This is a genomic window from Variovorax sp. OK605, assembly GCF_900115445.1.
Taxonomy (GTDB): domain Bacteria; phylum Pseudomonadota; class Gammaproteobacteria; order Burkholderiales; family Burkholderiaceae_C; genus Variovorax.
The window spans coordinates 46,077-72,086 of sequence record NZ_FOWL01000013.1; the positions used below are offsets into that span (position 1 = coordinate 46,077).

Genomic DNA, 26,010 nt, shown 5'->3' on the forward strand with positions numbered 1-26,010 from the left:
CCATGAGCAAGCATGACAGCAACCAAGACCGGGAAGAACTGATAGCGCGCAGCATCGCCTTTCTCGGCGAAGTGAAGGACATGACCGCGGGCACAGACGTCGAGCGCTGGCTGAACCAGACCCATGGCCCAGGCAGCGAGGTGTACGAGCAGCTCGCGCGCCTGGTGAAGGCCGGCGTGCGGGACGGCTGGGCCGCCCACGTCGAGATCACCGGACCGCACTACCGGCGCAGCCGCCTCGTGGATCCGTCGGAGCGCACGCACTGGTTCAGCATCACGGCCGTGTACATGGACAGCACGGCCAACACGCAGGGCAACCCGGGCAACACGTTTCGCGGGCAGTACCACGCGCATCCCTATGGCGAGCTGAACATGGTGGTCCCCCTCAACGCCGGCGCAGCGCTGGCAGGGCCCAACGGCTGGTGCGAAGCGGGCTGGACGGCGCCCGGCCCGGGCAGCCACCACTACCCGGAAGCCCGCGGCGGCGCGGTCATTGCCCTGTTCTACCTGCCTGCCGGGCGCATTGCATACCACGCGCCACCGGTCGAAGCGCAGGCCGAGGAGCGGCCATGACGCAGGGCGACGTCGCGCACACCACGCGCGTGGTCGACGGTGTACTACGGGGGCGACGCAGCCTGCGCGCCTACAAGCCGGACCCCGTTCCGCGTTCCCTGCTGGAAGAGATCTTGGACGTGGCATCGAGCGCGCCCAGCAACTCCAATACCCAGCCATGGCAGGTGCACGCCGTCGCCGGTGCGCACCTGGCAGTACTGGGCGCCGCGTTGGTGAGCGCATGCCGCGAGAACACGCTTCCGCCATCCCCGCACTTCCCCGACCCATTGCCCGACGAATACGCCCAGCGGCAGCGCGATTTCGGTGCGATCTACTACCAGACGCTCGGCGTGGACGTCGCCGACATGCTCAGCCGCATCCGGCAGACCGAAAAAAACTTTGTGTTCTTCGGCGCGCCGGTCGGCCTGATCTTCACCATCGACAGGCGCCTGGCGCCCCACAGCTGGCTCGACCTGGGCCTATTTGTCCAGAACGTGATGATCGCCGCCGCAGCGCGCGGCCTGGGCACCTGTCCGCAGGTGTCGTTCGCGCGGTTCCATCCGGTCATCGCACAGCACCTGGCCTTCATGGAGCACGAGCTGACGGTGTGCGGCATGTCGCTGGGCTACCCCGATCGCGATGTGCCTGTGAATCAGGTGGCCACGCCGCGTCGGGCCGTGCATGAGTTCGTCAGCTTCCAGCGCTTCGCGGATCCATGAGCGCGCCCAGAACGGCGGCCGAGCGCAGCGTTCGTCGGGCATACCCACATCGGAGACTGGTGCTTGGCATGGTGCCTGTGGCGCTCCGCGGATTGATATTGCCAACGCCCGGACCCTTGCAATTGTCCGCCGGCGTGCACTCAGGGTCGCGGCGGTGACCGACCGCAACGGGCGCAGAGCGATAGTTCACCAGCTGCGCGAGCAGCCGTTCGCGTGATCTAGCGGTGAGCTTTCGCTGATTGACCGATGAAGAGGGTACAGCGGACCGACGCGCTTGGCGAGCGTGAATTTCGGGTTTCGTAAGCGACGGTCATTCAGATCTGAAAACTCAAGGTTAGCAGCCAGTCTGAAGCAGCCTTCGAACGCCGCAGCTTTTGATTCTTAGCGGCCCCAAGACATTCACGGCGATGGCTTACGGGCGGGACAGTTCCACCTTCACTGCCACATTGCCTGTACTGTCCCGCACAAGCTGATCGAGCCCAGACGCGAAACGTCCAAGGCGCACAAGGCCTTGCGAGGGAGCGCCGGCCTTGTAGAAGAACGCAAGGTTGCCCCACGGAGCGTAAAAACAGATGTCCCCCGCAGAAGGCGTGTAAGAGTCAGGCACGCCCGCTGTTGTCAGTTGCCTCGGCAGGTCGGCAATCTTTTCTGTTGCTTCGTAGTCTTTCAGACGCAACGTCAGCGGCAAGAAGGGTGGCGAAATCTTCGGCGCTGCGTGAGACGTCAAGCGTTGCAGTTGCGATGACGACGCCGTCGATGCTCATCCTGAGGTTCATCTGGTTGACCTGTCCTTCTTGAATTGACTCAATGGCTTTTTGGGGACGGCGTCTCTGTCTGTCGACGGCCATCACATCAACTTCTCCGGAGTGATCGGCAGATCGCGCACGCGCTTGCCGGTGGCATGAAAGATCGCGTCGGCGATGGCTGCCGGAATCCCCACCATGCCCAGCTCGCCCATGCCCTTCACGCCGAGCGGATTGACGATGGTGTCGTCTTCCTCGACGAAGATGGTTTCGATGGAATGAATGTCTGCATTCACCGGCACATGGTAGTGCTGCAGGTTGGCGTTCATGATGCGGCCGTAACGGTGATCGATCTCGGTGGCCTCTTCCAGCGCCATGCCGATGCCCCAGACCACACCGCCGATCTCCTGGCTGTGGGAGGCAAGCGGATTCAGGATCTTGCCGCAGGCCGTGACCTCGATCACGCGGGTGACCTTCACCGTGCCCAGGTCCGGATCGACCTTCACCTCGACGAACTGGGCGCCGTGCGCCAGCGAGGCGTACTTTGCGCGCTCGGGCGAGGGTGTCGAGTCGTACGTCTCGGTGATCTCGTTCGTTCCGTTGCGGCGCATGACGTCGGTAATGACGATAGAACGCGACGGATTGCTTTTGAGGCGCAACAGACCATCAAGCATCTCGACGTCCGCCGCCCTCGCGATCGGAATGTGGTACTGCGCCTCGACCTTGACCGCCGCGGTCTGCATCGCGGCGACAGGGTTACCTCGGGCCGTGCTCTTCGCTGTCGCAGGGTCCGGCTGCGCACGGTCCAGCACGATGGCGAAGTCGGAGTTGTGCGGCTCCGTCCGGTAGGTCGCTTTCATCCGTCGCGCCGCGTGCCGTGCCTGTTCGTAGCTCTCCGCAACGACCAGCGCAATCGGTTGGCCGTTGAAGAACACCCGGTCCGATTGCAGCGGCCAGGTCCATGCGGGCGCCGCGCCGGCCTCAGGTGCCGGCCCCCAGTTTGCCGGCGTTCAGGTGCGTGAAGACGTGGATCACGCCGCCCGCCTGCTCGGCTTCGCGCGTGTCGATGGCCGTGATGCGGCCCTTGGCCACCGTGCTCAGCACGATGAAGCCGTAGCTGACATTCGGGATCTGGAACTCGGCGGTGTACTTCGCCTTGCCGGTGACCTTGGCGAGCCCGTCGACGCGGGTCGTTTCTTTGCCTAGATAGCGTGCCATGCGATTTCCTTTTTCACGCCAGGCGCGAAGCGCGCATCAGCGCTCGCACCACAGAACGGCGAGCCAGTTCCACTTTGTGCGCGTTATGCGCCAGCGGGCGCGCATCGCGCAGCGCGGCTTCGGCAGCGCGCTTGAAGGTCGCTTCGTCTGCACGCTGGCCCACCAGGATGGCCTCGGCCTCGGCACTGCGCCAAGGCTTGTGCGCGACGACGCCCAGCACCACACGCGCCTGACGGATCTCGCTGCCATCCATGTCCAGAGCGGCTGCCACGGAGACCATCGCGAAGGGCGGATAGTTCTCGCGCACCAGCGGGTGGTTGGCCGTTTTGGTGTTGGTCGCCAGTGCACCGATAGACAGTCCTGAACGTGTGCGCTGGATCTCCCGCAGCGGCAGGCGGGTGACGTCCACAAGGCGCTTCGGTCGATCTGCGATCGCGGCTGAGTGAACAGGGTGATGGCGAACCATCGCGGCTATCAAATCGAACAGCCTGAACATCGATTTGCTGCGCCAGACACCCGTCAAGCGGGTCTGGCGAGCCCGATTGGAGTGTTGCAGACACACTCATCCCCCCAAGGCGCCTTTTCGCGACAGCCGCGTCAGCCGATGTCCGACACGCCGCCCGGTACGAAGTCCTAGCGTTTCCCTTTCGGTGGATGTTCTTCATTCGCCCCGCATTCCATTCATTCGCGCCATCGCAGGAAAGGAAAAAATGCCATGAGCGAACTATCGAGAAGACAGCAAGCCAGGGACGACAGGCGCGACAACCGGGGCGTCTTCGTATTCACTGCGACGGTGGCCATTGTCGTGATGCTCGGCGCTCTGTTCTATTTCTATGCCGTGGACAAGCGCGGCGAGGGGCCCTCCCATGAGGCCTCGCCCCCGGCCGCGCAGGTGCAGGGCGGTGCGCGGACGGCGCCCACCGCGGCTCCTGCGACGAAGTAGGCAAGCGTAAATGGGCCGGCTTCCTCTTCATTAACCCGACCCATCATCGAGAGGATCTATATGCGACGTTTCAAGGATCGCGTCGTCATCGTGACCGGCGCGGGCAGCGGCATCGGCGAAGCCACCGCACGCCGCTTTTCGCAGGAAGGCGCGAGCGTGGTGCTCGCAGGCAATACGCTCGCCAAGCTGGAGCGCGTCGCTCGCGAGCTGCCGCAAGAACGCACGCTGGTGAAGGTGGCCGACGTGTCCAGCTTCAGCCAAGTGCAGGCGCTGGTGGACGCGACCATCGAGCACTTCGCCGCGCTGCACGTGCTCTTCAACAATGCCGGCATCGCGGTCGAAGGCACGGTCACACAGCCGCCGCTGGAAGACTGGGGCCGGATCATGGCGGTCAACGTCGGCGGTGTGTTCCACGGCTGCCGCGCGGCCATGCCGCACCTGATCCGGAGCAAGGGCTGCATCGTGAACACCGCGTCGGTCTCCGGCCTGGGCGGCGACTGGGGAATGGGCTTCTACAACGCGTCGAAGGGCGCCATCGTCAACTTCACCAAGGCGCTCGCGCTGGACCACGGCAAGGACGGCGTGCGCGTGAACGCGGTGTGCCCCAGCCTCACCTTCACGCCCATGACCGAGGACATGAAGAGTGACAGCGCGCTGATGGCGAAGTTCGCAGAACGCATTCCGCTCGGGCGCGGCGCAGATCCCTCGGAAATCGCCGCCGTGGTCGCCTTCCTGGCGAGCGACGACGCGAGCTTCGTCTCGGGGATCGCGATGCCGGTGGACGGCGGGCTGATGGCGTCCAATGGCCAGCCCGACATGGGCTGAGGAGCGGCACCGCCATGGCTGCAAACACAGTCGGTGACTTCGTCGTCGAACGCATGCACCAATGGGGTGTGCGCCGCATCTACGGCTATCCGGGCGATGGCATCAACGGCATCGTGGGCGCACTTGACCGTGCCGATGGTGCCATCGAATTCGTGCAGGCCCGCCACGAGGAGCTGGCGGCGTTCATGGCCTGCGCACATGCCAAGTTCTCGGGCGAGGTGGGTGTGTGCCTCGCGACCTCGGGGCCAGGCGCCATCCACCTTCTGAACGGTCTCTACGACGCCAAGCTCGACCACCAGCCGGTGGTGGCCCTGGTCGGCCAGCAGAAGCGCAGCGCGCTGGGTGGCGACTACCAGCAGGAGGTGGACCTCGTCTCGCTCTTCAAGGACGTGGCCCACGAGTTCGTGCAGATGGTCACCAGCGCCGAGCAGGTGCGACACCTGATCGACCGCGCGATGCGCATCGCGCGCGACCGCCGCACCGTGACCTGCGTGATCTTTCCGAACGACGTGCAGGAGCTTCCCGCCGTACCGGTGCCACCGCGCGAGCACGGCACGGTGCACAGCGGCATTGGCACCACGGTGCAGTCGGTGGTGCCGCCCCCTGATGCTCTGCAGTACGCGGCGGACATCCTGAACACGGGGCGCAAGGTCGCGATCCTTGCCGGCGCGGGCGCGCTCCATGCGGGTGACGAGGTCATAGCCGTGGCCGAGCGCCTGGGTGCGGGCGTCGCCAAGGCGTTGCTCGGCAAGGCCGCAGTGCCCGACGATCTTTCATTCGTGACGGGCGCCATCGGCGTACTCGGCACGCGGCCCAGTTCGTGGATGATGGAAGAGTGCGACACGCTGCTGATCGTGGGCTCGTCGTTTCCGTATGCCGAGTTCCTGCCCGAGGAAGGTCAGGCGCGCTGCGTGCAGATCGATACCGACGCGCGCGCTTTGGGCTTGCGCTATCCGGTGGAGCTGGGCCTGATGGGCGACAGCGCTGCCACATTGGCGGCGCTTCTCCCGCTGCTGGAGCCCAAGGGCGACGCGTCCTGGCGCCTATCGATCGAAAGTGAAGTCGCGCGCTGGTGGCGCGTGCTCGAGGCGCGAGCCCATGTGCCGGCATCGCCGATCAACCCGCAGCGAGTGTTCTGGGACCTCTCGCCGCGCCTGCCCGACTACTCGGTGATCACCTGCGACAGCGGATCGGCCGCCAACTGGTATGCACGCGACGTGAAGCTGCGCCGCGGCATGAAGGCCAGCTTGTCAGGCGGGCTCGCGACCATGGGGCCGGCGATACCGTATGCGATCGCGGCGAAGCACGTCCATCCCGAGCGGCCCGTGGTCGCGCTGTTGGGCGATGGCGCAATGCAGATGAATGGCATCAACGGCCTCATCACCATCGCGCGGCTGTGGCGCGACTGGGTCGATCCGCGGCTCGTGGTGATGGTGCTGAACAACCGCGACCTGAACCTCGTGAGCTGGGAGCAGCGCGTGCTCGGCGGCGATCCGAAGTTCGAGGCGTCGCAGGAGTTGCCAGACTTTCCTTACGCGCGCTTCGCGCAGATGCTGGGGCTTGAAGGCATCCGCGTGGATATGCCCGAAGCCATTGGCGGCGCATGGGACGCGGCCTTTGCGGCCGACAGGCCCGTGCTGCTCGAAATGGTGACCGATGCCGCGGTTCCGCCATTGCCGCCCGACGTTTCGCTGGCGCAAGCCAAGGCCTACTTCGCGGCGTTGTGGCAGGGCGACCCCGAAGGCATGCGCACGCTGAAGGCTGTGATACGGGAATACTGGGCCAGCTTTACGGCCGGCCGGTTGAAAACGACCTCCTGATCCGGAGCGGGCTCAGGCAGAAAGGGCTGCCTGTTCTATTCAGGCGATGCAGCGGCGCTTGAGGATGTCGATGCCGACCTTGGCGGAGATGTGGGTCGGCACACCACAAGCTTGCATCGGTGACGATTGAGGAGGGAAATGTCGCCCCAGCGCAACGAAATGACTGTCTTCAGTTTTCAACAGATAGATCGCGCAGGTCCACGCTCCTGACCGACCGTCGTGGATAAACGTGTGTCCATCCACGGCACACCTGCGCAATACCTCCACACTCATCCAGGCGCGCCATGAGGATCGATCAGCTGGCGCGACCAACAAGTGAATCCAACAATGCACGCATTCGCATGCGGGCGCCAACCGATATTCCGCAGAAAGGCTCCAAGTTTTTATCCGCGCCCCCTGCTGATCTCGATTGCACTGGCGCTAACACCCCGGCTGCGGTTGCAGCGCCCCGAAAGATCCAGCCAGTCACCGCCGGCACGGAACGGAACGGAATGACAGTCGAAGACCCGATGTGCTACAAGTGTGCTACAGGGTGCGCCACCGCCAACGTCATGAGGTCCATCAACATGTCGACAACGACCATCCGCCTTGAAGATGAGCTCAAGGCCCGCATCGCGGCTGCGGCTGCGAGGTCGGGCAGGTCTTCGCATGCGTTCATCCTGGACGCGCTGTCCGACATGGTCGAGCGCAGCGAATTAGACGAGGAACTGCATCGGATCGCAGACAAGCGATGGGCCGCGTTGCAGCGCACCGGCGAATCGGTCGCCTGGGAGGACGCTGCGGGCTACTTGAAGGCACGCACGGCCGGCCAGAAACCTCGCCGGCCTCTGGCGCGCAGGCCGGGGCTCTGACCGACCCATGGTCCGGATCGAGCTGGCGCCAGCGGTTCTGGATGACGCCGCCCCCTTCATCGACCATCTGGAACAGCACCAAGTCGCCGATGCGGCGAACCGGGTCGGGGAGATTCTCGAGGCCATTCAGATCCTTTCGCGCAGTCCGCTGATCGGCCGCCCCGTCGCAGGTGGAAAGCGCGAGCTGGTCATCGGCAAGGGCAACCGCGGCTATGTGGCGCTTTACCGTTACCTGGCCGGGATCGAGACCGTCTTCATCCTGGCACTGCGAGCCCAGCGCGAGTCCGGGTTCAAGCACTGAAGGGCCGCCCGCCCGCGCCTTCGACCTCGCGCTTCGAACGCCGCTCACCCTCCGCTCTCGCCCCGACCCAGGCGGCACAGGACCGAGTCAAGCAATCCCACACACGGCGCGCGTCCCTCCACGTGATACTCAATATCTTCGAGGGTAGGAGCCGAGAAGCCGGAACTCTGCACGGTCCGCCAGCAGCCTGGCGATTTCCGGCTGCGAGGCATGGCCCACGACGTCGATGACATAGCGGTGCCCATCCGGCGATCGCTTGCCCGGGCGTTCGTAGACTGCCAAGACCCGGGCCGATTGCGCGAGCGCCTGCAGCGATCGCTGAAAGCCTTCTTCGTCGACGGTCAGCAGCAGCGTCGTCTTGTCATGGCCGCTGGGTGCCGGGATCGCATGCCCCAGCACCCACCAGCGCGTCGTGTTGTGGGGCCCCTCCTCGATGCCGCTGACAATCGACGTGATGCCGTAGAGGCGGGCCGCGCCGGGCGGCCCCATGGCGGCGATGCCCGACGCGGCCCCTTCCGCCACCGACTTCGCCGCGGCGCCGCCGCTGGCCGCCGGCTGGCGTTCGACGTCCGGCATCTCCAGATCAAGCCAGGGCTTGACCTCCTCCAGCGCCACGGGGTGCGCGAGCACCGTGCGGATGTCCTCCTTGCGGGTGCCGGGCTTGGCCAGCAGGCTGTTGCCCAGTGCCTTCGGGTGTATGCGCTGCCCGCGCGGTTGAAGCGGCCAGGTCCGGCGCACTCAGCGGGGCGACGTGTCGTCAAACCCACCGTCGAAGCACTGGAGGACCCCACGGCCCACCCCTCGGCCAGCGAGGTGCTTGCCCTGTCGGCCGTGAACCGAAGCCATGAACAGGTTCGGCCGGCAGCAGGGGAACTCGGTAGAAGGAGAGAGCCCGTCCCTCGGGACAAGGACGCGAAGCGCGTAAAGCCCCGCAGAGCGGTTTGTAGCTGGGGCCGTGCTGCCGCCTGTGCAACGAGCCCGTCAGTAGGTGTGCCGTCTGTGCTTCGGCTTCGGTCACTTCTTGATCGACTGCAGCAAGAATACCGTCATCAAGAAAGAACTTCTCAAGAGCACAACGATTGACTGCACGGGAAGTCGCAGTCGCCGTCATAGTCCGACGGTGGCCGTTATTGACGCCTTCACTCGCGGGCGTTCAGTCGCGCATTGACCTCGTCGATGTCGAAGCCGCGAGGATCGAAGGGACGTCCGATCCATTCCTTCATCTCGATGTGCTCGGGATGTTGAGGATCGACCAGCGCTTTGAGGAACTCCTCGTAGCCCAGTGACCCGCCCACGTCTTCTGGCGGGCATGCGTTCTCGCCGCCGATGCACTGTGCATACGCAATCGGTGAGTCCAGCTTGACGATCTGCTCGACCTTGATCTTGTGCCACCAGCTGTCGCCGAAGTCGTAGAGATACTCGAAGGTTTTGCGCATGCCGAGCGCCTCGGTCAACGTCACGTCCTCCTCGGGCATCAGGTCATCGGGGAACTCCCGTCCTGGCTCCGTTGCTCCGTAGTGGTCGCGGCCGAAGACCAACTCGTGCACATGTCCTCCGTCCCATCCCATGCCGCACAGCAGCATCACGTGCAGGCGTGGCAGTTCGATCGTCAGTGGCACCAGCAAGCGTCGCCACACCTTCGGACGCACGTCCTCAAGTTCAACGTATAGCTGCCAAGCGTGAAGGTCTTTCTGAGTGGAAGTCGTGCTCATGACGGCACTGTAGCGCCAGCACAATGCGGTGGATGCCCGCGGTTCTCGCAAGCCTTCAGGCTTTGGCCACTGGCGGGTGCCACGCCGTTTGCAGCTGTGTGCCACAACCCAGGGCAACAATTCGTCGATCCGATTGATCGGGTGGTCGGCGATGCGCTCCAGCACATAGCGCAGATACGCCTGTGGATCTACACCGTTGAGCTTGGCCGGGCCGATTAACGTGTACAGCACTGACGCACTGTTGCCGCCAGCATCGGAGCCGAGATGCAAACCCCGCTTTTCCGCTCCGCCTTGCGCGCGCACGTTGCCGAGAACAGAGGCCCGCAATCCTGTGATTGCCCTGACCGACGCGCATGCGGCGTGACCCAGACGTCATCGACGCCACGGGATTTGCGTCAGCAGCGCTGAGCGTGTCCCGCCTGGCCTGACCGCGGAACTGAACACCCACGACTTTCGCGCCGTGCGTGGGCCTCGCGGCCATGCGAGACTGGGCCGAGGTACTCGGTGACGTGTCGATCGCCACGTTACGCGCCGCGCGCGGCGACCAAGCGCCACGCGACGGCTGGAACACCGGCAAGGTGTCAACCCGAATGGCGCCCGGGTCGCGGCCTCATGGGGGCATGGCGCAATCCCGTCCTCGCCCCGACAAGAAAAAGCCGACGCGGAATGCCAATGCGCGTGACTCATCCAGGCCAAGCGGAAATGGCCACAGCTCGGAGGTTCACCCGCCGGGTGGGCTCGCATTCCCGCCCATAGCGATCAGACACCGGTCGCCCACCGCCGCGAGGGGGCCCAAAGCTCGAACGTCGAACTCTCCCAAGCTGACATTCAGCGACGAGATGAATTGCCGCCCCATCGGGGCCCTCTTGTAAGCAGTCATTCCCGCCGGAGGTCCGAAACGCTCATGGCATGGCATGGCATGGCATGGCATGGCGTGGCGTGGCGTGGCATGGCATGGCGTGGCGTGGCGTGGCGTGGCGTGGCGTGCACCATCCTCAGCGAGGAACGCGAACTCGTGCTGGGAATTTCTACGTCTTCTTTGGATCGGGCGGATTCAAAGTTCCGCCTGCAGCCGAGCAACTACCGCGCCGATGGCCTTCTCGTTGCGCTTGTAGTAAGACCACTTACCGCTTCGTTTGACAGTGACCAGGCCGATGCGGGCGAGGTCCGCAAGGTACTTGGAGGTCGTCGAAAGCGCCAGGCCCTGGCCAGCCTGTATCGATGACACGCAGACACCATCCAATACCGGATCACCCTCGTCCTGCGCAGGAAAACTGTCCCGAGGCGATTTGAGTTTTCGAAGAATTTCCATGCGCTGCGCGTTCGCCAGGACGTCAAGGATTTGGATGAGGGGGACCTGTTCTTCGTTCATCAATCAGCATCGGTTCGCGGCTCACGGGCCGCTTCTGTCAGGTCGAAAGCCAGAGTCACTCTAGCAGGTTCCCGAAGGGCAAAAGGTCACGCGGATCCGAGCTCGACTGGCCGCAGCCCCTTGCGCAACGGGGACACGGGGACGTCCCTGTCCCCTTCGGCCGAACTGCGCGCCAGCGCACTGCAGAGCTTCCGAACACATCAGACAGTGCGGAAATTTCGGTCACAAAGGGTTCCCGAAGGATGTCCAAAGTGGGCCGGCACGAAAAACCAGCACGGCCCGCGGCATGGTCATTCCCACACGCAGCCCCTGAATTTCGTGAGGGCTGAAGCAAAGAATCGTCATTTCGCGATTTGTCGATATGATCGCCCGCTTGTCATGTCGATTTGGGCAGCGCTGAGGCACCTACTGGCACGTGGCCAGCGCCGTCCAGGCGTTGCCCGACAAGTTCCTGTCCCCTATGGAGATACTGAAATGAAAGCGATCGTTCTGAAGAAGTTTGGTGGCCCTGAGAGCTTCGAGCTCCAGGAAGTCGCAGTTCCTGAAGCCGGTGCAGGCGAAATGTTGGTGTGTGTTCTCGCCACCGCCATCAACCCACTGGACTGCCAAATCCGCCGCGGCGACTATTCGGGCCATGTTCCCCTGCCCGCCATCATCGGCCACGACGTCTCCGGCATCGTGGAAAAAATCGGCCCTGGCGCGTCCGACTTCGCGGTGGGAGACGAGGTGTTCTACACCCCACAGATCTTCGGTCCGAAAGGAGGCTCCTACGCCCAGTACAACGTCGTGCCGCAGACGCTGGTGACCCGCAAGCCTGCCAACCTGACGCACGAAGAAGCAGCCGCCACAACCCTTGTGGGAGGAACAGCCTGGGAGGCCCTTGTCACGCGGGCCCGGCTACAGCCGGCCGAGTCCGTCCTGGTCCACGGCGGAGCCGGAGGTGTTGGCTCCGTCGCGATTCAACTCGCCAAGGCGATGGGGGCAACGGTGTACACGACGTGCAGGGGCCGCGATATCGCGTTCGTTCGCCAATTGGGTGCAGACCATGCCATCGATTTCACGAGTCAGGACTATGTCGAGGAGATCGCCGTCCTGACGGAGAAGAAGGGCGTGAACGTGGTGCTCGACACGATCGGGGGGACGACTTTGAGCCAGTCGCCGCATGTGCTCAGCGACGGGGGCCGCGTCGTGTCGATCGTCGACCTGACCACGCCCCAGAACCTGGCCGCGGCGTGGGGCGTGAACGCCGAATACCATTTTGTCTTCACCCGCCAGAATCGGGGCAAATTGCTTGCGCTCAAGACGCTGCTGGAAAGCGGCCGCATCCGGCCCATCATCGGGGCAAGATTCTCACTCGAGCAGATCCCCGACGCACACACTGCCTTGGAGCGCGGTGAAGTCAACGGCAAGCCTTTTCACGGGAAAGTGGTGATCTCCGTTGCTTGATCGACGCATGCGCCTGCGCATCGCGCGCATCCGACCTTCAGACGATGGGCAAGGAGCCAATGGATGCCGACCACCGAAGAAGTTCTCGCGAGCCACGAGGCTGCGCTGGGCGAGCAGAACCCCGACAAGGTCTCGACCTGCTATGCGAAGGACGCCGTGGTGGTCGTCAATCACGCGCGGTACCGTGGCCGGCAGGAGATCGCCCATCGCTATGCCACCTTGATCAGTGATCTTCCCCACGCACGGTGGCGCTCCGATGTCACGGTGATTCACCAAAGACTTGGCGTATGTGGAATGGGCATGTGAAGCTGCGGCTTCCAGCGTCAAGTTTGGAACCGGCACCTTCGTGGTGAGGAATGGCTTCATCACCCGGCAGACGCCGAGCCTCTCCATCTCCATGGACGCCGGAGAGGTCAGGTGCAGGCCCTGCGTCGTGTGAAAGCGCTCGTTCACCGCCGCCGTCGGTGACCGGCGCGCCTTCCCTGCGGGTTGCATCGGGGTCGATCACTCGGCCGTGATGTTGGCCGACTTGATGATCCGCGCCCATTTGCCCGTCTCGCTCGCAATGAACGCACTGAATTCGGCACTGGTGCTTCCGCGCAGTTGGAGGCCCGCCGCCTCGGCCTTGCGTCGGACCTCCGGGTCGACCACCGCAGCGTTGATCTCGGCATTGAGCCGCGCCACGACACTGGCCGGCGTTGCGGCCGGCGCGAGCATGCCGTACCAGCCATAGCCGACAACGGAGGACATGCCCTGCTCGCGCAACGTTCGCGCTTCGGGGTAGAGCGGCGTGCGCTCCTCAGTGGCGACACCCAGTACACGCAGCCGGCCAGCCTGGATGTGGGGAACCGCCGTGGAGATGGCCGTCAACGTCGCGTCGATCCGCCCGGCAAGCAGATCGGTGTAGGCTGGTGCGTCACCGCGGTATTGCACGACGACCCCTTTCGCGCCGGCAGCGCGCAGGAGCAATTCGGCCGTCAGGTGCGGTGCGGAGCCGGCGCCGGGCGAACCGAAGCTCGCGCCCTTGGGGCTGGCCTTCGCGAACCCGACGAACTCGGCGAGCGTTTTGTAGGGCGCATCGGCATTGACCACCAGGAACAGCGGCGCGATGGCAGTGCTGGCGATCGAGGCGAAGCTCTTGTGCACGTCGTAGAGCAGGTCCTTGTAGAGCGCTTCCCCGATGGCGATCGGGGCGGCCGCGTGCAGCAATGTGTAGCCGTCCGCCGGCGCCTTCGCGACGAAGTCGTTGGCGATGCGCGTGCCCGCGCCGGCTTTGTTTTCCACCACGATGCCCTGCCCCAGCCGACGCCCGAGGAAGTCGCCGAGCACGCGCGTCAGGATGTCGTTCGACCCACCGGCGCCATAGGGTGAAACCATGCGGATCGGCCGTGTCGGCCATGCTTGGGCTCGGCTCGGCGCGCACCACGGCATGGCCAGGCCAGTTGCGGCCGCGGTGAGAAGTTGTCGGCGGGTCGTTGTCATGGGTGTTTGTCTCCGTTGCTTCTTAGATGGTCAGATCGGCTGGATGGGCGGGTAGTCGAACCGCAATTCCAGGTGGTCGGCGTGCGGCTGGTAAAGGCGCAGCACGACATAGAACCGCTCGCCGGCGGGCGCCGGCAGCCAGTTGGCCCCGCGGCCCGGGTCGTCGGCCTGCAAACGGATGGCAAGGCCGCCATCCGGATCGTGGCGCAGGCCGGGCGTGCGGTCACCGATCGAATAACGGTCGATCGGATTCGCGACGAACAGGCAGTCGCTGCGACGGTACATCGTGAGCGACCAGAAGGCACCTACCTTCAGGCCCTTGCCCGGTGCGAATCGCAACTCGTAACGACGCGATCCGTCCAGCGGCGCACCAACGGCGTCAACCTCGGCCGTGGGGTACATCGCCTCCTCCACGCCCAGCGCCCCGATGAAATTGCGCGCGATGCGCGCGCGCGTGACGTGGTCGTCGCCCCAGTGGGTCTTCACCAACACCGGTATCGCCCACCCGCCGCCAACGTCGTGGGGCTGGTTTCCAGCGCGCAGTCGCTCAAAAACGGCAGACAACGAGGACGCGAGGGCCGCCGGCTTCGCTGGAGGCCAGACCAGGTTTTCTCCGCGGGGCGTCGGATTGCGTGTCAGCGCAGCGCTGACCACCTTCAGGTACGTGCCGGGCGCCGGGACGCCGGTATCACGTCCGTCGAACCCCGTGTCCACACGCATGGCGGCATCCGTGCCGTCGGCACGCACGATCTGCATCGCGCGCTGCGCGTCGCGCACGCGGGCGGCATCCTCGCTGTCGTCCTCGACGAGGTGGCGGCCGATCAGCCACACGTCGTCTCCCGGGGCAGCGACGGTCTGCGTGATGCCGCACGGGATCGCGCCACTCCAACGGGGGCCATGGACCAAGGTGCGCTGGGGCTTGTTTCCGGTCGTGCGTCGCCCGACATAGGCGAAGGGGTTCGTCCAGGCGTCGAGCAACCCGAGCGTCCAGTAACGCTCGCCCATGTCGGGTGTCTCGATGACGATGGGCCCCTCGGACAGGTCCAGCCAGGCGTTGCTGTAGACCGTGTCGTTGTTCGGACTGACCACTTCCCTGTCCTGCGGTCCAAGCCGACGGTGAGTGTGGGTGAACTGATTGACCCAGCGCAGGGTCGAGGCAGGATCCGCAGCTGCGAAACCAAGAACCGGGTGCCGACGCGCGGTGGTGCCCGCGCGCATGCGCATCATCTCGAACAACGGCAGCGTCTGGATCACCACGCCGTCGAGGCTGCCGGGGACGGAGGTGGCCGTCATGCCACGGCTCCGGTGCGGCGAAGTCCGGCAATCTCGTCGGCGCCGAGGCCAAGCTGTGCAAGCACGCTGTCGGTGTCGGCCCCACAGGCAGGCGCAGCTGACGGATTGGCGCGCGGCGCATCGCCCAGCCGATAAGGCAGTCCCAGGGAGGGGTAGCTGCCGCCATCGGCGCCGGGCGCATCGATCAACAGTCCGCTCGCCTGCACGTCCGCGCTCTGCAACACCTGCCGGTAGCTGCGAACGAAGCCGACCACGATCTGGTTGGCGCTCAGCAGCGTCACGCATTCCTCGCTCGTGCGTGATGAGAGGCATTCACGCAGCACCGCGCGCAGCTCGGCGCGATGCTCCACCCGAAGGGCATTGGTTCGGAACCGCGGATCGGTCGCAAGCAAATCGCGACCCATCACGCGGCAAAAGCGCGCCCAATGCGCGTCCGCGTACGCCGACAACACGATGTGGCCATCCCGCGTGGGCACCACCTCCGCAGCTGGCGCGTTGTGGGGTTGACCGTCTCCGATGCGCGTCGGCTCCGGCGCCCCGCCCAGGTAGTCGCACACGGTAGTGGCCTGCAGGTGGAGTGCCACTTCGAGCAGCGAGGTGCGCAGCGTCTCGCCCACACCGGTTTGCGTGCGGCCATAGAGCGCGGCAAGCACCGCCTGCGCACCGAGGTGCGCGGCGGCAGCATCGATGATCGGCACCCCCACCTTCTGCGGCAGGCGGTCAGGCTCGCCCGTGACGGACATCAGCCCGCTCTCCGCCTGCGCCGCGATGTCGTAGCCGGGGCGTGCACTCGACGGCCCTTGGTCGCCGAAGCCCGAGATCGACAGGTAGATGACCTTGGGAAACCGCTCGCGCACCGCCTGGGGGCCGAACCCCAGGGCCTCCACGGCGCCAGGGCGCAGGTTCTGGATCACCACGTCACAGCCGCCGATCAGGCGCCATGCAATGTCACGTCCGGTCTCGTTCTTGAGGTCAAGCGCAATCGACTGCTTGCCACGGCTGTATGCACGAATCATCGACTCGCCATAGCGCCCGATGTGCCGGGCCTGATCTCCCGCCAGCGGCTCGATCTTGATCACCTGCGCGCCCAATTCGGCCAGCACCATGGCCGCGCCGGGTCCCGCGATGTACTGCCCCATGTCGATCACACGCACGTTCTTCAAGGGTGTGGCGGGCTCGGATGTCTCGTTTGTTTCTTTCATCGGGGCAACGTTATCGGCATAGCCGATTCTTGAAAATTCGATAATCGTGAGGGAGTGATCACCATCAGTTATGCCATCGGACCCGACATGGACACCAAGACCGACCGCCTGATCCGCACGCTGCGCCTGCGCCATCTGGAACTTCTCGTGGCGCTTTCGGAAGCCCCCACCATGCGCGCCGCAGCGACACGGCTGCATTTGAGCCAGCCTGCGATCAGCAAGATGCTCGGCGAGATCGAGGCATGCTTTGGCGCTCGCCTGTTCGAGCGCAGTCACCAAGGCATCCACGCGAACGCGCTGGGATCGAGCGCGGCCTTCAGGGCGCGCGCGGTGATGAACGAGCTGACCCGCGCGACCGCGGACGTCGAGGCCCTGCAAAGCGGCATCACCGCCGTGCTGCGCGTGGGTGCGCCCTCGGTGACCGCAGCCGTTCCGGCCGCGATCGTCGAACTGCGGCGACGCATGCCGGGCGCAGCCGTCCACCTGCGCGAGGGCCGCGTCCATGAACTCATCCATCGACTGCTCGAGGGTGAGCTCGACTGCGTCTTTGGCGCCATCACGCCCGAACTCATCGCCAGCGACCTGATCCCCCTGCTCGAGCCGGTCGTGCTGCTCGAGGACGAGCTTTGCGTGCTGGCGTCGATGAAGAACGACGGCCTCGCCGGCCGCAGGTTGCGATGGACCGACCTGCAAGCCGCCCCCTGGGTGTTGCCGCCGAAGGAGACGTTGGTTCGCCAGGCATTCATGACGGCCTTCCTCAACAAGGGAGCGACGCCACCCCTGCCCGTCATCGAGGCGCTTTCGTCTGTGACGATCGGCACCGTGCTGCGCAAGGATCCTTCGCTGCTGTGCGCGGTGCGTCTCGAACACGCTGCGGACGAGGTGGCCCGCGGCGGCGTGCTGCGGCTGCAGGTCCTTCCCAAAATGGGCCTTCCGTCATTCGGCCTGTTCTTCCGGCGAGACGAGACGGAAAGACCGGCCATCCTGTCGGCGTTCGCCGATGCGATACGCCGCGTGAGCAGTCCGCTGAGGAAAGCGGGCTCGAGGCATCAGGAACCGAGCTGACTCGGCGCATTGAGCACCTGCACCACGCCTCGGCTTTGCTCAAGGTCAACGGCGTCAGCAGCGAAGGCACATGAACTATGGAACCCTTTACTGTGGCCAGACCCTGGGCGCCGCGAGGCAGAAACCATACTTCACGACGAGATTCCGGTAGACGAAGCTTTCTCGATTCGAGCGGAGGCGTTTGAGAAGCGCTTTCTCGTGGGGCAAACGTGCCGCAAGGGCGGCTCTGCAGCGAGTGCCGTTCTGGGAATTCGGTTGAGTCAGTCGGTCGCAAGGAGGCGCACGTCCTGCTGCGCCAGGCCGCCCTGCGACACCACGCCTTGCCAACGAGCGAAGTCGTGGAGAACGCGCTCCCGCAACGCATCTGGAGGAGCGGCTTCTACGCGCGCGCCCTGGCGCTCGAATCGGCCAACCACTTGCGGATTGGAAAGAGCCTTGTTCAAAGCGCGGTTGATCTGGGCGATCACCGCGGCCGACGTGCCGGCGGGCGCAAAGAGACCATACCACTGCGAGACATCGACCCCATTCGTCTCCGACTCCAGCAGTGTGGGCACGGCGGGCAGGGCCTCGAGACGCGTCGGCGCTGCGACGGCGAGCGCGCGCAGTCTTCCGTCCAGGATGAAGGGATACGCGGTGAACAGGCTGGGAAACATGACCTGCGAGCGGCCATCCACTGTGTACCCGATGGCCGGCGCCGCACCTTCGTAAGTTTTGCCTTCCATCTTCGTGCCTGAGGTCAGCTGAAAAAGCTCCGCCGCAAAGTGTGGCGGCGCACCGTCACATGCCTGTTCCGGCGAAGCGAGGCCGCCCGGCATAGTCGGTCAAGTCAACGGGCACGATCACTACGCTGACATCCGGGACGTGTTGACCAGATTACTCACCCATCCCGCCATCCGTATCGAAGAGCTGCTGCCGCATCGTCGGCGGCAAGGCTGATCGCACCGGACGCTTAATGACGCGCTACATAGACGATGGCGATCTGCTGATCTCGAACGCTGGGTGGAACATCAAATCCGCCCAATTGCCCTCGAAAGAGCCAACTGGTTGTTCGCCGGGAGCTTGCCGACCGGTAGGCGCGCCACAGCAATCGTGAGCTTGGGTCACTCGGCTCGGATCCAATGGACACGATCCCAACGCTTACCTTCGGGACTGTCGTTTGGGGTGACCACATCGAGCCGTTCGGCAGCCGTTGGACGGGCTATCGGAAGCAGGCCGACAAATATTTGGCCGCAGTGTCGAACGCCATCCGCCGTTTCGCAGGCCGTCTTCATTCACGTCCGAACCATCGCGCCGCAGCGTCCGCCGTGTCCTGCGGCGTCGTGTTGAAGGCGATGGCCGTGCCCGACGCGGCCCGGTGCACGGCGTTCACCAACTGCTCGAAGAGCAGCAGGCTCTTCGGCGGGATGCGGATGCCGCCGCCGATCACGACGCAATCGAAGGCCTTGCCGGCGAGTTGCTTCGTCACCATCTCGGTCGCCGAAGCGTCGGGCGGCACCAGGCACAGCTCGGCGGCCCAGCCGCGATCGGCCATCTGCTGCATGCCGACGGCGATGCTGGCATGAATCTTCGCGGCGTCAAAGCCGGGTGGCAGCGCCGGATCCGAAAAGTCAACGGTCTCGGGCTGCTGGCCGATGAATAGCACGCGCTTGGGGGAAATGGACGAGGTCATGACGATCTCCTGTTTCGTTGAGAAAATGAAGTGCTGGTAACAGGCAGTCGATCGCGCCTGCCAGCTGCTGGCCGTCTCGCGCGCGAAGTTGCGGGTAGCTGCGCGGCGGGCGGCCCAGCAAGGGGCGTAAGTCGGACGATGCCGTCTGGTGTGGTTACCGCGCCGTCGGCCTGGTAGCGACGCATCATTGCACGCAGGTCGTACGCCAGCAAGGCCGGCGCCTTGGTCTTGACGGCCTCTCGAACGCGCCGAGATCGCCGCCACGTGTACCGTGGCGTATTCCCGGCGGCTACATGCAAGCGGCGTCTCAGGACGCACCCAGCTTGGCGCGAGCAGGCGTCGACCGTGCACTGAGGAATCGCGCGAAGCGGTCCAGCGCAGCGCTGCGTTCGCGCAGCGGCAGCAGCATGCCGATGTCGCGGAACGTGGAAGGCGAATGCCAGTGCAACTCGACCAGATGACCTCCATCCAGCAGATGCCGCACGACACTGCGCGGCAGCAGCGCCAGCAGCTCCTTCCTGGCGAGCAGCGCCCAGATCATCGTTGGGGACGTGGTCAGGACATTGCAGGTCTTCGGCGGCTGCGCGGAGGCGGCGAAGAGTTCATCGAAGGCCTGGCGTGCCACCACCGGCGCTGGCGTCGTGAGCCAGGTCGCAGCCTCCAACTCGGCCAGCGACACCCTTTTTTTTCGTGCCAGCGGATGGCCGGGCGCGGCGACAACGGCAAAGCGGTCTTGCTGCAATGCGGTGAATTCCCAGCCTTCAGGCAAAACCTCCGGCGCACGGCATACGAAGCAGTCGATCTCGCCCGCGGTCAGCAGCGACGGCTGGTTTGCCGCATCGGCCTCCTGCAACTGCACAAGGATGTCCGGATGGGCGCTGGCGAACGCCGGCAATGCGTCGCCGAGCAGGCTGCTGATGCCTGCGGCGTTGGCCGCCACGCGAACGACTGAGCTTGCATGGCTTGTGATGGCCACGGTTTGGGTGGCCGCTTCGTCCACGAGCGCCAGCATGCGCCGAGCCATCGGCAGCAGCGCAACACCCAGCGCCGTTGCGGACATGCCCTTCGAGTGCCGAAGGAACAACGCGCTCCCAAGCAGCGTCTCAAGGTCCGACAGCGCCTGCGTGGCGGTCGGCTGCGCCATGCCGATGGCCTCTGCCGCGCGCTTGACGGAGCCCAGGTCGGCAGTACGAACGAACACTTCGAGATGGCGCAGGCGCGCGCGGCTCAGCAGGCGGTTGCGCAGCACGGTGGCAGACAAGGTCATGTGTCGAAAAAGGTATTGGAAATGTCGATAGCAAACACAAACAATCGATTGGAAGTCTATCGCTCCAAGGGCCAGACTGCGACCCCATACATCATTGAAAAACGGAGACATTCCTTTGGCCCTCTTCACACACGGACGACGCCTTCGGGTGCTCCTGTTCCTGACCCTCGCTGCTGCGCCGGCGTTGCCGTCCTTCGCACAGCCCTACCCCGACAAGCCCATCACGCTGATCGTTCCCTACCCTCCGGGTGCGGCCGTGGACCGCGTGGCACGCGGACTGTCGCTCGAACTCAGCAAGCGCCTGGGCCAGAGCGTGATCGTCGATAACGTCGCCGGCGCCTCCGGCACCGTGGCCGGAAAACGGATGCTCCGCGCGCAGCCCGACGGCTACACCTTGATGATCGGAACGGTCAATGAACTGGTGGTCGCACCGCCTGTGCTGAAGGCGGGTTATTCCACGCGTGATTTCACGCCGATCGTGAAGATATCCAACAACTCGACGGTGCTGGTCGCGCATCCGGGGTTCGGCGCCAACAATGTCGACGAGCTGATCGCACTGGCCCGCAAGAGCCGCGAACCTCTTCTGTCGGGCGCCACGGGTACGGCGACGATGCAGACCTTCGGTGGCACGATGCTGGCCGACGCAGGCGGCTTCAAGATGACCCACGTTGTCTACAAGGGTGGCTCTCCGCTGCTCAATGACCTTGTCGCGGGGCAGGTGCAGATCGGCACGATCGCGATGAGTTCGGCGCTGCCCTTCATCCGCGACGGCAAGCTCAAGGCCATCGCCGTCATCTCGATGCACCGCGACCCGACGGCCCCCAACATCCCGACGGTGAACGAGGGCAAAGTCGTGAAGAACGTGCAGGCCGACCTCTGGACCGGGCTGCTGGGCCCGGCGCGCATGCCGCCTGCCGTGGTAGCCCGCCTGAGCAGCGCCGTGCGCGAGATCATGGCCAGCGCAAGCTACCGGGAAGCCGAATTCAAGTCAGGCAGCGTGGTGGCCGAATTCGCGGAGCCCGCGGCCTTCGGCCAATTCCTCGTTCAGGAGGAAGACCGCGTGCGTCCTCTGCTCGCCAACGTCAAGCCGGAGTAGACATTGAGCCTGACATCCCTGCCGCTGAATCGGATCGAAATCAAGAACAACATCGAAATCCACTATGCCGAGGCCGGCGTCGGTCAGCCGTTGATCTTCGTGCATGGCGGAATGGGCGATTGGCAGTCGTGGGCGCCGCAATGGGAGGCGTTCGTGCCGCACTTTCGCTGCATCAGCTACAGCCGTCGCTTCAGTTCTCCGAACAGGAACCAGCTCCACAGCACCGCTCACTCGGTCGTCGACGAGGCAGAGGACTTCGCCGAGCTCATCGACGCCTGGCATGCGGCGCCCGCGATACTGGTCGGCACTTCCTATGGCGCGTACACCGCGCTCGCGCTTGCCCTGCGCTGGCCGGACAAGGTTCGGGCGCTGGCGCTGACGGAGCCGCCCGTGCTGCCGTTCGCAGACCGAGTGCCCGGCGGACAGGAGGCCCGCGAAGCCTTCGAGCGCGACGTGCTGCGGCCTTCGGACAAGGCGTTCGCAGCGGGACGGATCGACGATGCGATCGGCATCCTCACCGGGGGGATCAACGGGCGCGACAGCGAGGCGATGTCCGAAGCCGGGCTCGCAGGGCGCCGTCGCAACGCGCAAGCCATGCGCGCGCTCGCTTTGTCGAGCGAGGCCTATCCCGCGCTGGACCTCCAAGCGCTTGCGGCGCTCGAGATCCCGACGTTGCTGCTGCGCGGTGAACGGACCCAGGCCATCCATCGGGCAGTGTCCAGCGCGCTCGCGGCACTGATGCCGCAGACCCGCACGATCGAAGTGCCGTCTGCGGGGCATGGCGTGCACCGCGACAACCCTGTGTTGTTCAATGCGGTCGTGCTGCGCTTTCTGGCAGCCCAGCCTGTCGCCTTGCCGGATCTCGGACTTGCGTCCTGGACGTGATGCCCGACAGGCGTCCCGAGGTCGCCGCGCCTCGGGACTTCGCTCGCCACGCCTACGAGCAGGTGTAGCTCGCGGCCGATCCGGCATCGCCGCTGGTATTGACCTGCCCCCCTCTTGCCGTGCCATTCATAACGAGGAAGTCCGGGGTTGCAAGATTAATTGATCTCAGTGGTGTTTGAACTGGGTCGAGCTGCATCGCCAGCGCGCTGGCGATGCAGCTCGGCGAACTTGGCTGGCCGCAAGCGATTGCAACTGCTGTGCGGCCTGACCTCGTTGTCGTCCTGCCGCCAGGCGGTGATGGCCGACCTGGCCTGCACCAGCGTCTCGAACCACTGCTCGTTCAGGCACTCGTCCCTGAACTTGCCGTTGAAGCTCTCGATGTAGCCGTTCTGCATGGGTCGCCCAGGCTCGATCAGGATGTGGCGGATGCCGTGGGTCTGCGCCCAGCCCATGAACGCCCTGCTGGTGAACTCCGGGCCGTTGTCCGTGCGCACGGCCAGCGGATAGCCTCTGAAGACCGCGGCCTGGTCCAGTAGCCGCGTCACATACCGCCCCCGAGATGCCCCAGTCCACCGAGATGCTCGTGCACTCGTGGCTGAAGTCGTCGGCCAGCCATCGCATCATCGTGATGGACCAAGGCGTGATAGCCCAGCGCGGCGCACCCCACGAGCTCTACGAGTCACCCCCGTCGGAGTTCGTCGCGGGCTTCATGGGGGAAGCCATGTTGTTCGACGGCGGCGTCTGCACCGAGCAGCAAAAGGTGTCGCTGGGCACGTTGAGCATCACGGCACAGGTGGGCGTGCAGTCCGGCCCCGTGAAGGTCGCGGTGCGTCCTGAGGCATGGACCATCAAACCGGTTGCAAACGACGGGCTTGCAGCGCGCGTACTCAAGACGACCTATGTCGGAAGCACCGTCGAGTACACCTTCTCCAGCCAATTCGGCGAGATCTTCGTGGTCCCACCCGAGGTCAAGCAAACACCGGCTCAAGGTGCACCTGTAAGCCTCCACCTGGCCGACCACGGTGTCTCCATCGTTGCCGCAGTGAATTGGCAGATACCAGCATTCGGATCTGCGGAACTAGGCACGCGCAAGCTTTCGGTCAACAAGAATCCTTCGGCGGAGAAAAGGAAGTTCAATCGCCCAACACGCCCTTGACGCGACTTTCCAGCATGCTGCTGGCGCGGCTGAGGTGGTCGTGCATGTGGCGCGATGCGGCCTCGAAGTCGCGCGCCTCGACCGCATCGAGGATCTGCAGATGCTCGCGGCACGAGGTATGCAGCAGCTCGATGTCCACGCGCGGATAGTCTGAGAGATCGGAGATGCGGCGCAGCCGGTTTTGCTGCCGCACTGCGTCGAGCACGAAGCGGTTGCCCGAGGCCTCGGCCAGCAGCTCATGCAACTGCGCATTGGCCTCGAACAGCTCCATCCACGAATAGCGCGACGAGCGAGCGAGCAGCCCCCGCTGGCGCTTGCGGCAGGCCTGCAGGCGCGCCGGGTCGATGGCAAAGCCGGGCTCGCGCAGCGACGCGCATTCCACCATCAGGCGGAAGCGGTAACTCTCGCGCTCGCTCTCGATCGAGTCGAGCGTTTCGGTGAACTCCCAACGCTGGTAGTGGCGCCCGCGCAGCACGCCATCCTGTAGCAGCGTGGTGAGCACGGTGCGCAGCAAGGAACGCGGCGCACCGTACGACTGGGCCAGCTCCAGCTCGTTGACGCGCGTGGGCAGGTGGCCCGCGAGGCGGTCTCGCAGCAGGCGGTAGTAGAGGGTTTTCTCTTCGTCCTCGGGCAGCTCGCGGCGGGCCTGGCCCAGCGCATCGCGGTCGGCCACGAGCGTATAGCCGCGGTTGGGCGCGTGTTCCAGCAAGCGGCGGGCATGCAGAAAGCGCAGCGCCGCACGCACCGGCGTGCGCGAAATGCCCAGCCGCCCGGCGAGGTCCGCCTCGGTCATGTGGCTGCCGCTTTCATAGCCGCCGGCCAAGGCCTGGTCGAGGATGTAGCGGCTCACGCGCTGGGTGAGCGGGGGGATCGGCTTGTCCATCGAGGTGTCCATGATGTTGGCGATGATCGCGGCAGGTTTGTATTTTTGCTGCAAAAAAGACATGTACAAACAACGCCAAAAATACAATCGATCTTTCAAGATGAGCCAAGTTTCAACGGAGATATTCGCTTGGCCGCCCACGACACCCTCACCCGACCGACTGCGCCGATCGCCTCGCTCGACGCCTTCTGGATGCCCTTCACCCCCAACCGCAAGTTCAAGCAGGCACCGCGCCTGATCGTCGGTGCCGAGGGCCTGCACTACGACCTCGCGGACGGCCGCCGCGTGCTCGACGCCATCGCCGGCCTGTGGTGCGTGAACGCGGGGCACCGCAACCCGCGCATCAGCGCCGCATTGAAGGCGCAGATCGACGTGCTCGACTACGCGTCGAACTTCCAGATCGGCCATCCCGCCGCCTTCACACTGGCCGAGCGCCTGGCGCAGTTCGCGCCGGCGGGCATGAACCATGTGTTCTTCACCAACTCGGGCTCGGAGTCGGTCGACACGGCCTTGAAGATCGCGCTGGCCTGTCACCGTGCGCGCGGCGACGCGGGCCGCTACCGCCTCATCGGCCGGGAGCGGGCATACCACGGCGTGGGCTTCGGCGGCATTTCGGTCGGCGGCATCGGGCGCCAGCGCAGCACCTTCGGGCCGCTGCTCAACGGCGTCGATCACCTGCCGCACACGCTCGACCTGGCGCGCAATGCGTTCTCGCGCGGCGAGCCCGAACACGGCCTCGACAAGGCCGACGCGCTGGAGGCCATGCTGTCGCTGCACGACGCGTCGACCGTGGCGGCCGTGATCGTCGAGCCCGTGTCGGGCTCCACCGGCGTGCTGCCGCCGCCGCGTGGCTATCTAAAGCGCCTGCGCCAGATCTGCGACAGGCACGGCGTGCTGTTGATCTTCGACGAGGTCATCACCGGCTTCGGCCGCCTGGGCACCAACTTCGCGGCCGACCTGTTCTGCGTGACGCCCGACATCATCACCACGGCCAAGGGCCTGACCAACGGCGCGGTGCCCATGGGCGCGGTGCTGCTGCGCGACGAAGTGCACGACGCGTTCATGCAGGGCCCCGTCGGCGCGGTCGAGCTGTCGCACGGCTACACCTATTCGGGTCACCCGCTGGCCTGCGCCGCCGCCCTGGCCACGCTCGACTGCTACACGCAGGACGGCCTCATCGACAACGCCGCCGAACTTTCGCCCTACTTCGAAGACGCGCTGCACGCGCTGCGCGGACTGCCGGGCGTGACCGACGTGCGCAACACGGGCATGCTGGCCGGCGTCGAGCTGCAGGCCTGGGCCGACGGCGCGGGCACGCACGCGCAGGCCGTGGCGCAGCACTGCGCCGACCATGGCGTGCTGGTGCGCTCGGTGGGCGAAACCATCGCGCTGTCGCCGCCGCTCACCCTGGCACGCACGCACATCGACCAGATCGCGGATGCACTGCGCGGCGCCATCGCGCAGACCGCCCGGCCCACCGACACCACCGCCTGAACGCACAGCAAGGATTC

General features: G+C 65.2%; 30 protein-coding genes and 3 pseudogenes. 15 read left to right on the forward strand and 18 right to left on the reverse strand.

What is annotated here, in order from left to right:
* The first annotated feature begins 2 nt into the window (after positions 1–2).
* Positions 3–572 (forward strand): 4-hydroxylaminobenzoate lyase, encoded by a 570-nt coding sequence (locus BM013_RS28795; RefSeq protein WP_093131487.1) that lies wholly within the window; start codon positions 3–5, stop codon positions 570–572.
* Positions 569–1,270 carry a nitroreductase gene (locus BM013_RS28800; RefSeq protein WP_093131489.1) on the forward strand — a complete coding sequence of 234 codons (702 nt, stop codon included), beginning with the start codon at positions 569–571 and terminating at the stop codon, positions 1,268–1,270. Before BM013_RS28795 ends, BM013_RS28800 begins: the two co-directional genes overlap by 4 nt.
* Positions 1,271–1,682: 412 nt before the next feature.
* Here the strand turns inward: BM013_RS28800 and BM013_RS28805 are convergent, their stop codons facing one another.
* The 5 genes from BM013_RS28805 to BM013_RS28815 are packed head-to-tail and all read right to left on the reverse strand — an operon-like array spanning position 1,683 to position 3,754.
* Entirely contained in the window at positions 1,683–1,958 is a 276-nt protein-coding gene (locus BM013_RS28805; RefSeq protein WP_371281087.1) for a cyclophilin-like fold protein, read from the reverse strand.
* Positions 1,870–2,118, reverse strand: a complete 249-nt coding sequence (locus BM013_RS41895; RefSeq protein ID WP_256220292.1) for a hypothetical protein — start codon at positions 2,116–2,118, stop codon at positions 1,870–1,872. Before BM013_RS41895 ends, BM013_RS28805 begins: the two co-directional genes overlap by 89 nt.
* Complete coding sequence (locus tag BM013_RS28810) at positions 2,118–2,948, reverse strand: xanthine dehydrogenase family protein molybdopterin-binding subunit (RefSeq protein ID WP_256221737.1); 831 nt, start codon at positions 2,946–2,948, stop codon at positions 2,118–2,120. The genes BM013_RS41895 and BM013_RS28810 overlap by 1 nt, the downstream gene beginning before the upstream one ends.
* A 46-nt stretch (positions 2,949–2,994) precedes the next feature.
* Positions 2,995–3,231 (reverse strand): hypothetical protein, encoded by a 237-nt coding sequence (locus BM013_RS41650; protein ID WP_218152780.1) that lies wholly within the window; start codon positions 3,229–3,231, stop codon positions 2,995–2,997.
* A gap of 13 nt (positions 3,232–3,244) precedes the next feature.
* Positions 3,245–3,754, reverse strand: a complete 510-nt coding sequence (locus BM013_RS28815; protein WP_256221738.1) for an FAD binding domain-containing protein — start codon at positions 3,752–3,754, stop codon at positions 3,245–3,247.
* A gap of 192 nt (positions 3,755–3,946) precedes the next feature.
* Between BM013_RS28815 and BM013_RS28820 the strand changes: the two genes are divergently transcribed.
* Genes BM013_RS28820 through BM013_RS28830 form a run of 3 tightly spaced genes read left to right on the forward strand, consistent with a single transcriptional unit; the run spans position 3,947 to position 6,819 of the window.
* The gene (locus BM013_RS28820) at positions 3,947–4,174 is read left to right on the forward strand and encodes a hypothetical protein (RefSeq protein ID WP_093131493.1); all 228 of its coding nucleotides are present in this window, start codon (positions 3,947–3,949) and stop codon (positions 4,172–4,174) included.
* A 60-nt stretch (positions 4,175–4,234) separates the two neighbouring features.
* The gene (locus BM013_RS28825; protein WP_093131495.1) at positions 4,235–4,999 is read left to right on the forward strand and encodes a meso-2,3-butanediol dehydrogenase; all 765 of its coding nucleotides are present in this window, start codon (positions 4,235–4,237) and stop codon (positions 4,997–4,999) included.
* Between the two features lie 14 nt (positions 5,000–5,013).
* The gene (locus tag BM013_RS28830) at positions 5,014–6,819 is read left to right on the forward strand and encodes a thiamine pyrophosphate-requiring protein (protein WP_093131497.1); all 1,806 of its coding nucleotides are present in this window, start codon (positions 5,014–5,016) and stop codon (positions 6,817–6,819) included.
* Positions 6,820–6,858: 39 nt separating this feature from the next.
* Here the strand turns inward: BM013_RS28830 and BM013_RS41360 are convergent, their stop codons facing one another.
* Positions 6,859–6,999 (reverse strand): hypothetical protein, encoded by a 141-nt coding sequence (locus BM013_RS41360; protein ID WP_177225599.1) that lies wholly within the window; start codon positions 6,997–6,999, stop codon positions 6,859–6,861.
* Positions 7,000–7,103: 104 nt separating this feature from the next.
* On the opposite strand from BM013_RS41360, the gene BM013_RS41900 reads away from it, so the two are divergent.
* Together BM013_RS41900 and BM013_RS28840 are read left to right on the forward strand one after the other, a co-directional pair.
* Positions 7,104–7,670: a ribbon-helix-helix protein, CopG family gene (locus BM013_RS41900; protein ID WP_256221739.1), complete on the forward strand. Its 567-nt coding sequence runs from the start codon at positions 7,104–7,106 to the stop codon at positions 7,668–7,670.
* Positions 7,671–7,677: 7 nt separating this feature from the next.
* Positions 7,678–7,971, forward strand: a complete 294-nt coding sequence (locus tag BM013_RS28840; protein ID WP_093131499.1) for a type II toxin-antitoxin system RelE/ParE family toxin — start codon at positions 7,678–7,680, stop codon at positions 7,969–7,971.
* A 129-nt stretch (positions 7,972–8,100) separates the two neighbouring features.
* Here BM013_RS28840 and BM013_RS28845 read toward each other — a convergent pair whose 3' ends face one another.
* From BM013_RS28845 to BM013_RS28860, 4 genes and pseudogenes are all read right to left on the reverse strand, one after another.
* Complete coding sequence (locus tag BM013_RS28845) at positions 8,101–8,709, reverse strand: prephenate dehydratase domain-containing protein (RefSeq protein WP_093131501.1); 609 nt, start codon at positions 8,707–8,709, stop codon at positions 8,101–8,103.
* A gap of 401 nt (positions 8,710–9,110) precedes the next feature.
* Positions 9,111–9,683, reverse strand: coding sequence for a plasmid pRiA4b ORF-3 family protein (locus BM013_RS40770; RefSeq protein WP_143098401.1), 573 nt, complete (start codon positions 9,681–9,683; stop codon positions 9,111–9,113).
* Between the two features lie 99 nt (positions 9,684–9,782).
* Positions 9,783–9,962 (reverse strand): annotated as a pseudogene (locus BM013_RS40775) (transposase domain-containing protein); the annotation flags it as partial.
* 775 nt (positions 9,963–10,737) lie between these two features.
* Entirely contained in the window at positions 10,738–11,055 is a 318-nt protein-coding gene (locus BM013_RS28860) for an ArsR/SmtB family transcription factor (protein ID WP_093131507.1), read from the reverse strand.
* Between the two features lie 474 nt (positions 11,056–11,529).
* Here BM013_RS28860 and BM013_RS28865 point away from each other — a divergent pair, with 474 nt between their 5' ends.
* Together BM013_RS28865 and BM013_RS28870 are read left to right on the forward strand one after the other, a co-directional pair.
* The gene (locus tag BM013_RS28865; protein WP_093131509.1) at positions 11,530–12,501 is read left to right on the forward strand and encodes a zinc-binding dehydrogenase; all 972 of its coding nucleotides are present in this window, start codon (positions 11,530–11,532) and stop codon (positions 12,499–12,501) included.
* A 63-nt stretch (positions 12,502–12,564) separates the two neighbouring features.
* Positions 12,565–12,807: a nuclear transport factor 2 family protein gene (locus tag BM013_RS28870; protein WP_093131511.1), complete on the forward strand. Its 243-nt coding sequence runs from the start codon at positions 12,565–12,567 to the stop codon at positions 12,805–12,807.
* Positions 12,808–13,005: 198 nt separating this feature from the next.
* Here BM013_RS28870 and BM013_RS28875 read toward each other — a convergent pair whose 3' ends face one another.
* From BM013_RS28875 to BM013_RS28885, 3 genes are read right to left on the reverse strand one after another with little or no spacing between them, the layout of a single operon-like run.
* Entirely contained in the window at positions 13,006–13,983 is a 978-nt protein-coding gene (locus tag BM013_RS28875; RefSeq protein WP_093131513.1) for a Bug family tripartite tricarboxylate transporter substrate binding protein, read from the reverse strand.
* 30 nt (positions 13,984–14,013) lie between these two features.
* Positions 14,014–15,276: a DUF1254 domain-containing protein gene (locus BM013_RS28880; protein ID WP_093131515.1), complete on the reverse strand. Its 1,263-nt coding sequence runs from the start codon at positions 15,274–15,276 to the stop codon at positions 14,014–14,016.
* Positions 15,273–16,613, reverse strand: coding sequence for a CaiB/BaiF CoA transferase family protein (locus tag BM013_RS28885; RefSeq protein ID WP_256221740.1), 1,341 nt, complete (start codon positions 16,611–16,613; stop codon positions 15,273–15,275). Before BM013_RS28885 ends, BM013_RS28880 begins: the two co-directional genes overlap by 4 nt.
* Between BM013_RS28885 and BM013_RS28890 the strand changes: the two genes are divergently transcribed.
* Positions 16,566–17,543, forward strand: a complete 978-nt coding sequence (locus BM013_RS28890) for a LysR family transcriptional regulator (RefSeq protein ID WP_093131688.1) — start codon at positions 16,566–16,568, stop codon at positions 17,541–17,543. The two genes, BM013_RS28885 and BM013_RS28890, sit on opposite strands and share 48 nt — an antisense overlap.
* A 260-nt stretch (positions 17,544–17,803) precedes the next feature.
* Here the strand turns inward: BM013_RS28890 and BM013_RS28895 are convergent, their stop codons facing one another.
* On the reverse strand, positions 17,804–18,358 hold the full coding sequence (locus BM013_RS28895; RefSeq protein WP_093131519.1) for a tripartite tricarboxylate transporter substrate-binding protein: 555 nt from the start codon (positions 18,356–18,358) through the stop codon (positions 17,804–17,806).
* A 137-nt stretch (positions 18,359–18,495) separates the two neighbouring features.
* Between BM013_RS28895 and BM013_RS41910 the strand changes: the two are divergent.
* Positions 18,496–18,693: pseudogene (locus BM013_RS41910) on the forward strand (transposase); the annotation flags it as partial.
* Positions 18,694–18,810: 117 nt separating this feature from the next.
* Here BM013_RS41910 and BM013_RS28900 read toward each other — a convergent pair.
* Both BM013_RS28900 and BM013_RS40790 read right to left on the reverse strand, forming a co-directional pair.
* Positions 18,811–19,212: a hypothetical protein gene (locus BM013_RS28900; protein ID WP_093131521.1), complete on the reverse strand. Its 402-nt coding sequence runs from the start codon at positions 19,210–19,212 to the stop codon at positions 18,811–18,813.
* Between the two features lie 307 nt (positions 19,213–19,519).
* Positions 19,520–20,479: a LysR family transcriptional regulator gene (locus BM013_RS40790; RefSeq protein ID WP_177225600.1), complete on the reverse strand. Its 960-nt coding sequence runs from the start codon at positions 20,477–20,479 to the stop codon at positions 19,520–19,522.
* Between the two features lie 115 nt (positions 20,480–20,594).
* On the opposite strand from BM013_RS40790, the gene BM013_RS28915 reads away from it, so the two are divergent.
* On the forward strand, positions 20,595–21,575 hold the full coding sequence (locus BM013_RS28915) for a Bug family tripartite tricarboxylate transporter substrate binding protein (RefSeq protein WP_177225601.1): 981 nt from the start codon (positions 20,595–20,597) through the stop codon (positions 21,573–21,575).
* A 3-nt stretch (positions 21,576–21,578) separates the two neighbouring features.
* Positions 21,579–22,460 carry an alpha/beta fold hydrolase gene (locus BM013_RS28920; protein ID WP_093131527.1) on the forward strand — a complete coding sequence of 294 codons (882 nt, stop codon included), beginning with the start codon at positions 21,579–21,581 and terminating at the stop codon, positions 22,458–22,460.
* A 155-nt stretch (positions 22,461–22,615) separates the two neighbouring features.
* Here BM013_RS28920 and BM013_RS28925 read toward each other — a convergent pair.
* Positions 22,616–23,072 (reverse strand): annotated as a pseudogene (locus BM013_RS28925) (integrase core domain-containing protein); the annotation flags it as partial.
* A 109-nt stretch (positions 23,073–23,181) separates the two neighbouring features.
* On the opposite strand from BM013_RS28925, the gene BM013_RS28930 reads away from it, so the two are divergent.
* Complete coding sequence (locus BM013_RS28930) at positions 23,182–23,616, forward strand: TOBE domain-containing protein (RefSeq protein ID WP_256221765.1); 435 nt, start codon at positions 23,182–23,184, stop codon at positions 23,614–23,616.
* Here BM013_RS28930 and BM013_RS28935 read toward each other — a convergent pair.
* Entirely contained in the window at positions 23,594–24,499 is a 906-nt protein-coding gene (locus tag BM013_RS28935) for a GntR family transcriptional regulator (protein WP_218153694.1), read from the reverse strand. The two genes, BM013_RS28930 and BM013_RS28935, sit on opposite strands and share 23 nt — an antisense overlap.
* Positions 24,500–24,628: 129 nt before the next feature.
* Here BM013_RS28935 and BM013_RS28940 point away from each other — a divergent pair, with 129 nt between their 5' ends.
* Entirely contained in the window at positions 24,629–25,993 is a 1,365-nt protein-coding gene (locus BM013_RS28940; protein WP_371281098.1) for an omega-aminotransferase AptA, read from the forward strand.
* Positions 25,994–26,010: the final 17 nt, after the last annotated feature.

Coding starts and splice junctions, on each gene's coding strand:
- BM013_RS28930 (WP_256221765.1), top strand. CDS start 23,182: ATGTTGTTCGACGGCGGCGTCTGCACCGAGCAGCAAAAGGTGTCGCTG.
- BM013_RS41895 (WP_256220292.1), bottom strand. CDS start 2,118: ATGGCCGTCGACAGACAGAGACGCCGTCCCCAAAAAGCCATTGAGTCA.
- BM013_RS40790 (WP_177225600.1), bottom strand. CDS start 20,479: ATGACCTTGTCTGCCACCGTGCTGCGCAACCGCCTGCTGAGCCGCGCG.
- BM013_RS28895 (WP_093131519.1), bottom strand. CDS start 18,358: ATGCCGGGCGGCCTCGCTTCGCCGGAACAGGCATGTGACGGTGCGCCG.
- BM013_RS28885 (WP_256221740.1), bottom strand. CDS start 16,613: ATGGCGCAGGCGCAGCGTGCGGATCAGGCGGTCGGTCTTGGTGTCCAT.
- BM013_RS28840 (WP_093131499.1), top strand. CDS start 7,678: ATGGTCCGGATCGAGCTGGCGCCAGCGGTTCTGGATGACGCCGCCCCC.
- BM013_RS28800 (WP_093131489.1), top strand. CDS start 569: ATGACGCAGGGCGACGTCGCGCACACCACGCGCGTGGTCGACGGTGTA.
- BM013_RS28870 (WP_093131511.1), top strand. CDS start 12,565: ATGCCGACCACCGAAGAAGTTCTCGCGAGCCACGAGGCTGCGCTGGGC.
- BM013_RS28900 (WP_093131521.1), bottom strand. CDS start 19,212: ATGACCTCGTCCATTTCCCCCAAGCGCGTGCTATTCATCGGCCAGCAG.
- BM013_RS40770 (WP_143098401.1), bottom strand. CDS start 9,683: ATGAGCACGACTTCCACTCAGAAAGACCTTCACGCTTGGCAGCTATAC.
- BM013_RS41650 (WP_218152780.1), bottom strand. CDS start 3,231: ATGGCACGCTATCTAGGCAAAGAAACGACCCGCGTCGACGGGCTCGCC.
- BM013_RS28825 (WP_093131495.1), top strand. CDS start 4,235: ATGCGACGTTTCAAGGATCGCGTCGTCATCGTGACCGGCGCGGGCAGC.
- BM013_RS28820 (WP_093131493.1), top strand. CDS start 3,947: ATGAGCGAACTATCGAGAAGACAGCAAGCCAGGGACGACAGGCGCGAC.
- BM013_RS28875 (WP_093131513.1), bottom strand. CDS start 13,983: ATGACAACGACCCGCCGACAACTTCTCACCGCGGCCGCAACTGGCCTG.
- BM013_RS28860 (WP_093131507.1), bottom strand. CDS start 11,055: ATGAACGAAGAACAGGTCCCCCTCATCCAAATCCTTGACGTCCTGGCG.
- BM013_RS28890 (WP_093131688.1), top strand. CDS start 16,566: ATGGACACCAAGACCGACCGCCTGATCCGCACGCTGCGCCTGCGCCAT.
- BM013_RS41900 (WP_256221739.1), top strand. CDS start 7,104: ATGAGGATCGATCAGCTGGCGCGACCAACAAGTGAATCCAACAATGCA.
- BM013_RS28935 (WP_218153694.1), bottom strand. CDS start 24,499: ATGGACAAGCCGATCCCCCCGCTCACCCAGCGCGTGAGCCGCTACATC.
- BM013_RS28880 (WP_093131515.1), bottom strand. CDS start 15,276: ATGACGGCCACCTCCGTCCCCGGCAGCCTCGACGGCGTGGTGATCCAG.
- BM013_RS28830 (WP_093131497.1), top strand. CDS start 5,014: ATGGCTGCAAACACAGTCGGTGACTTCGTCGTCGAACGCATGCACCAA.
- BM013_RS28795 (WP_093131487.1), top strand. CDS start 3: ATGAGCAAGCATGACAGCAACCAAGACCGGGAAGAACTGATAGCGCGC.
- BM013_RS28865 (WP_093131509.1), top strand. CDS start 11,530: ATGAAAGCGATCGTTCTGAAGAAGTTTGGTGGCCCTGAGAGCTTCGAG.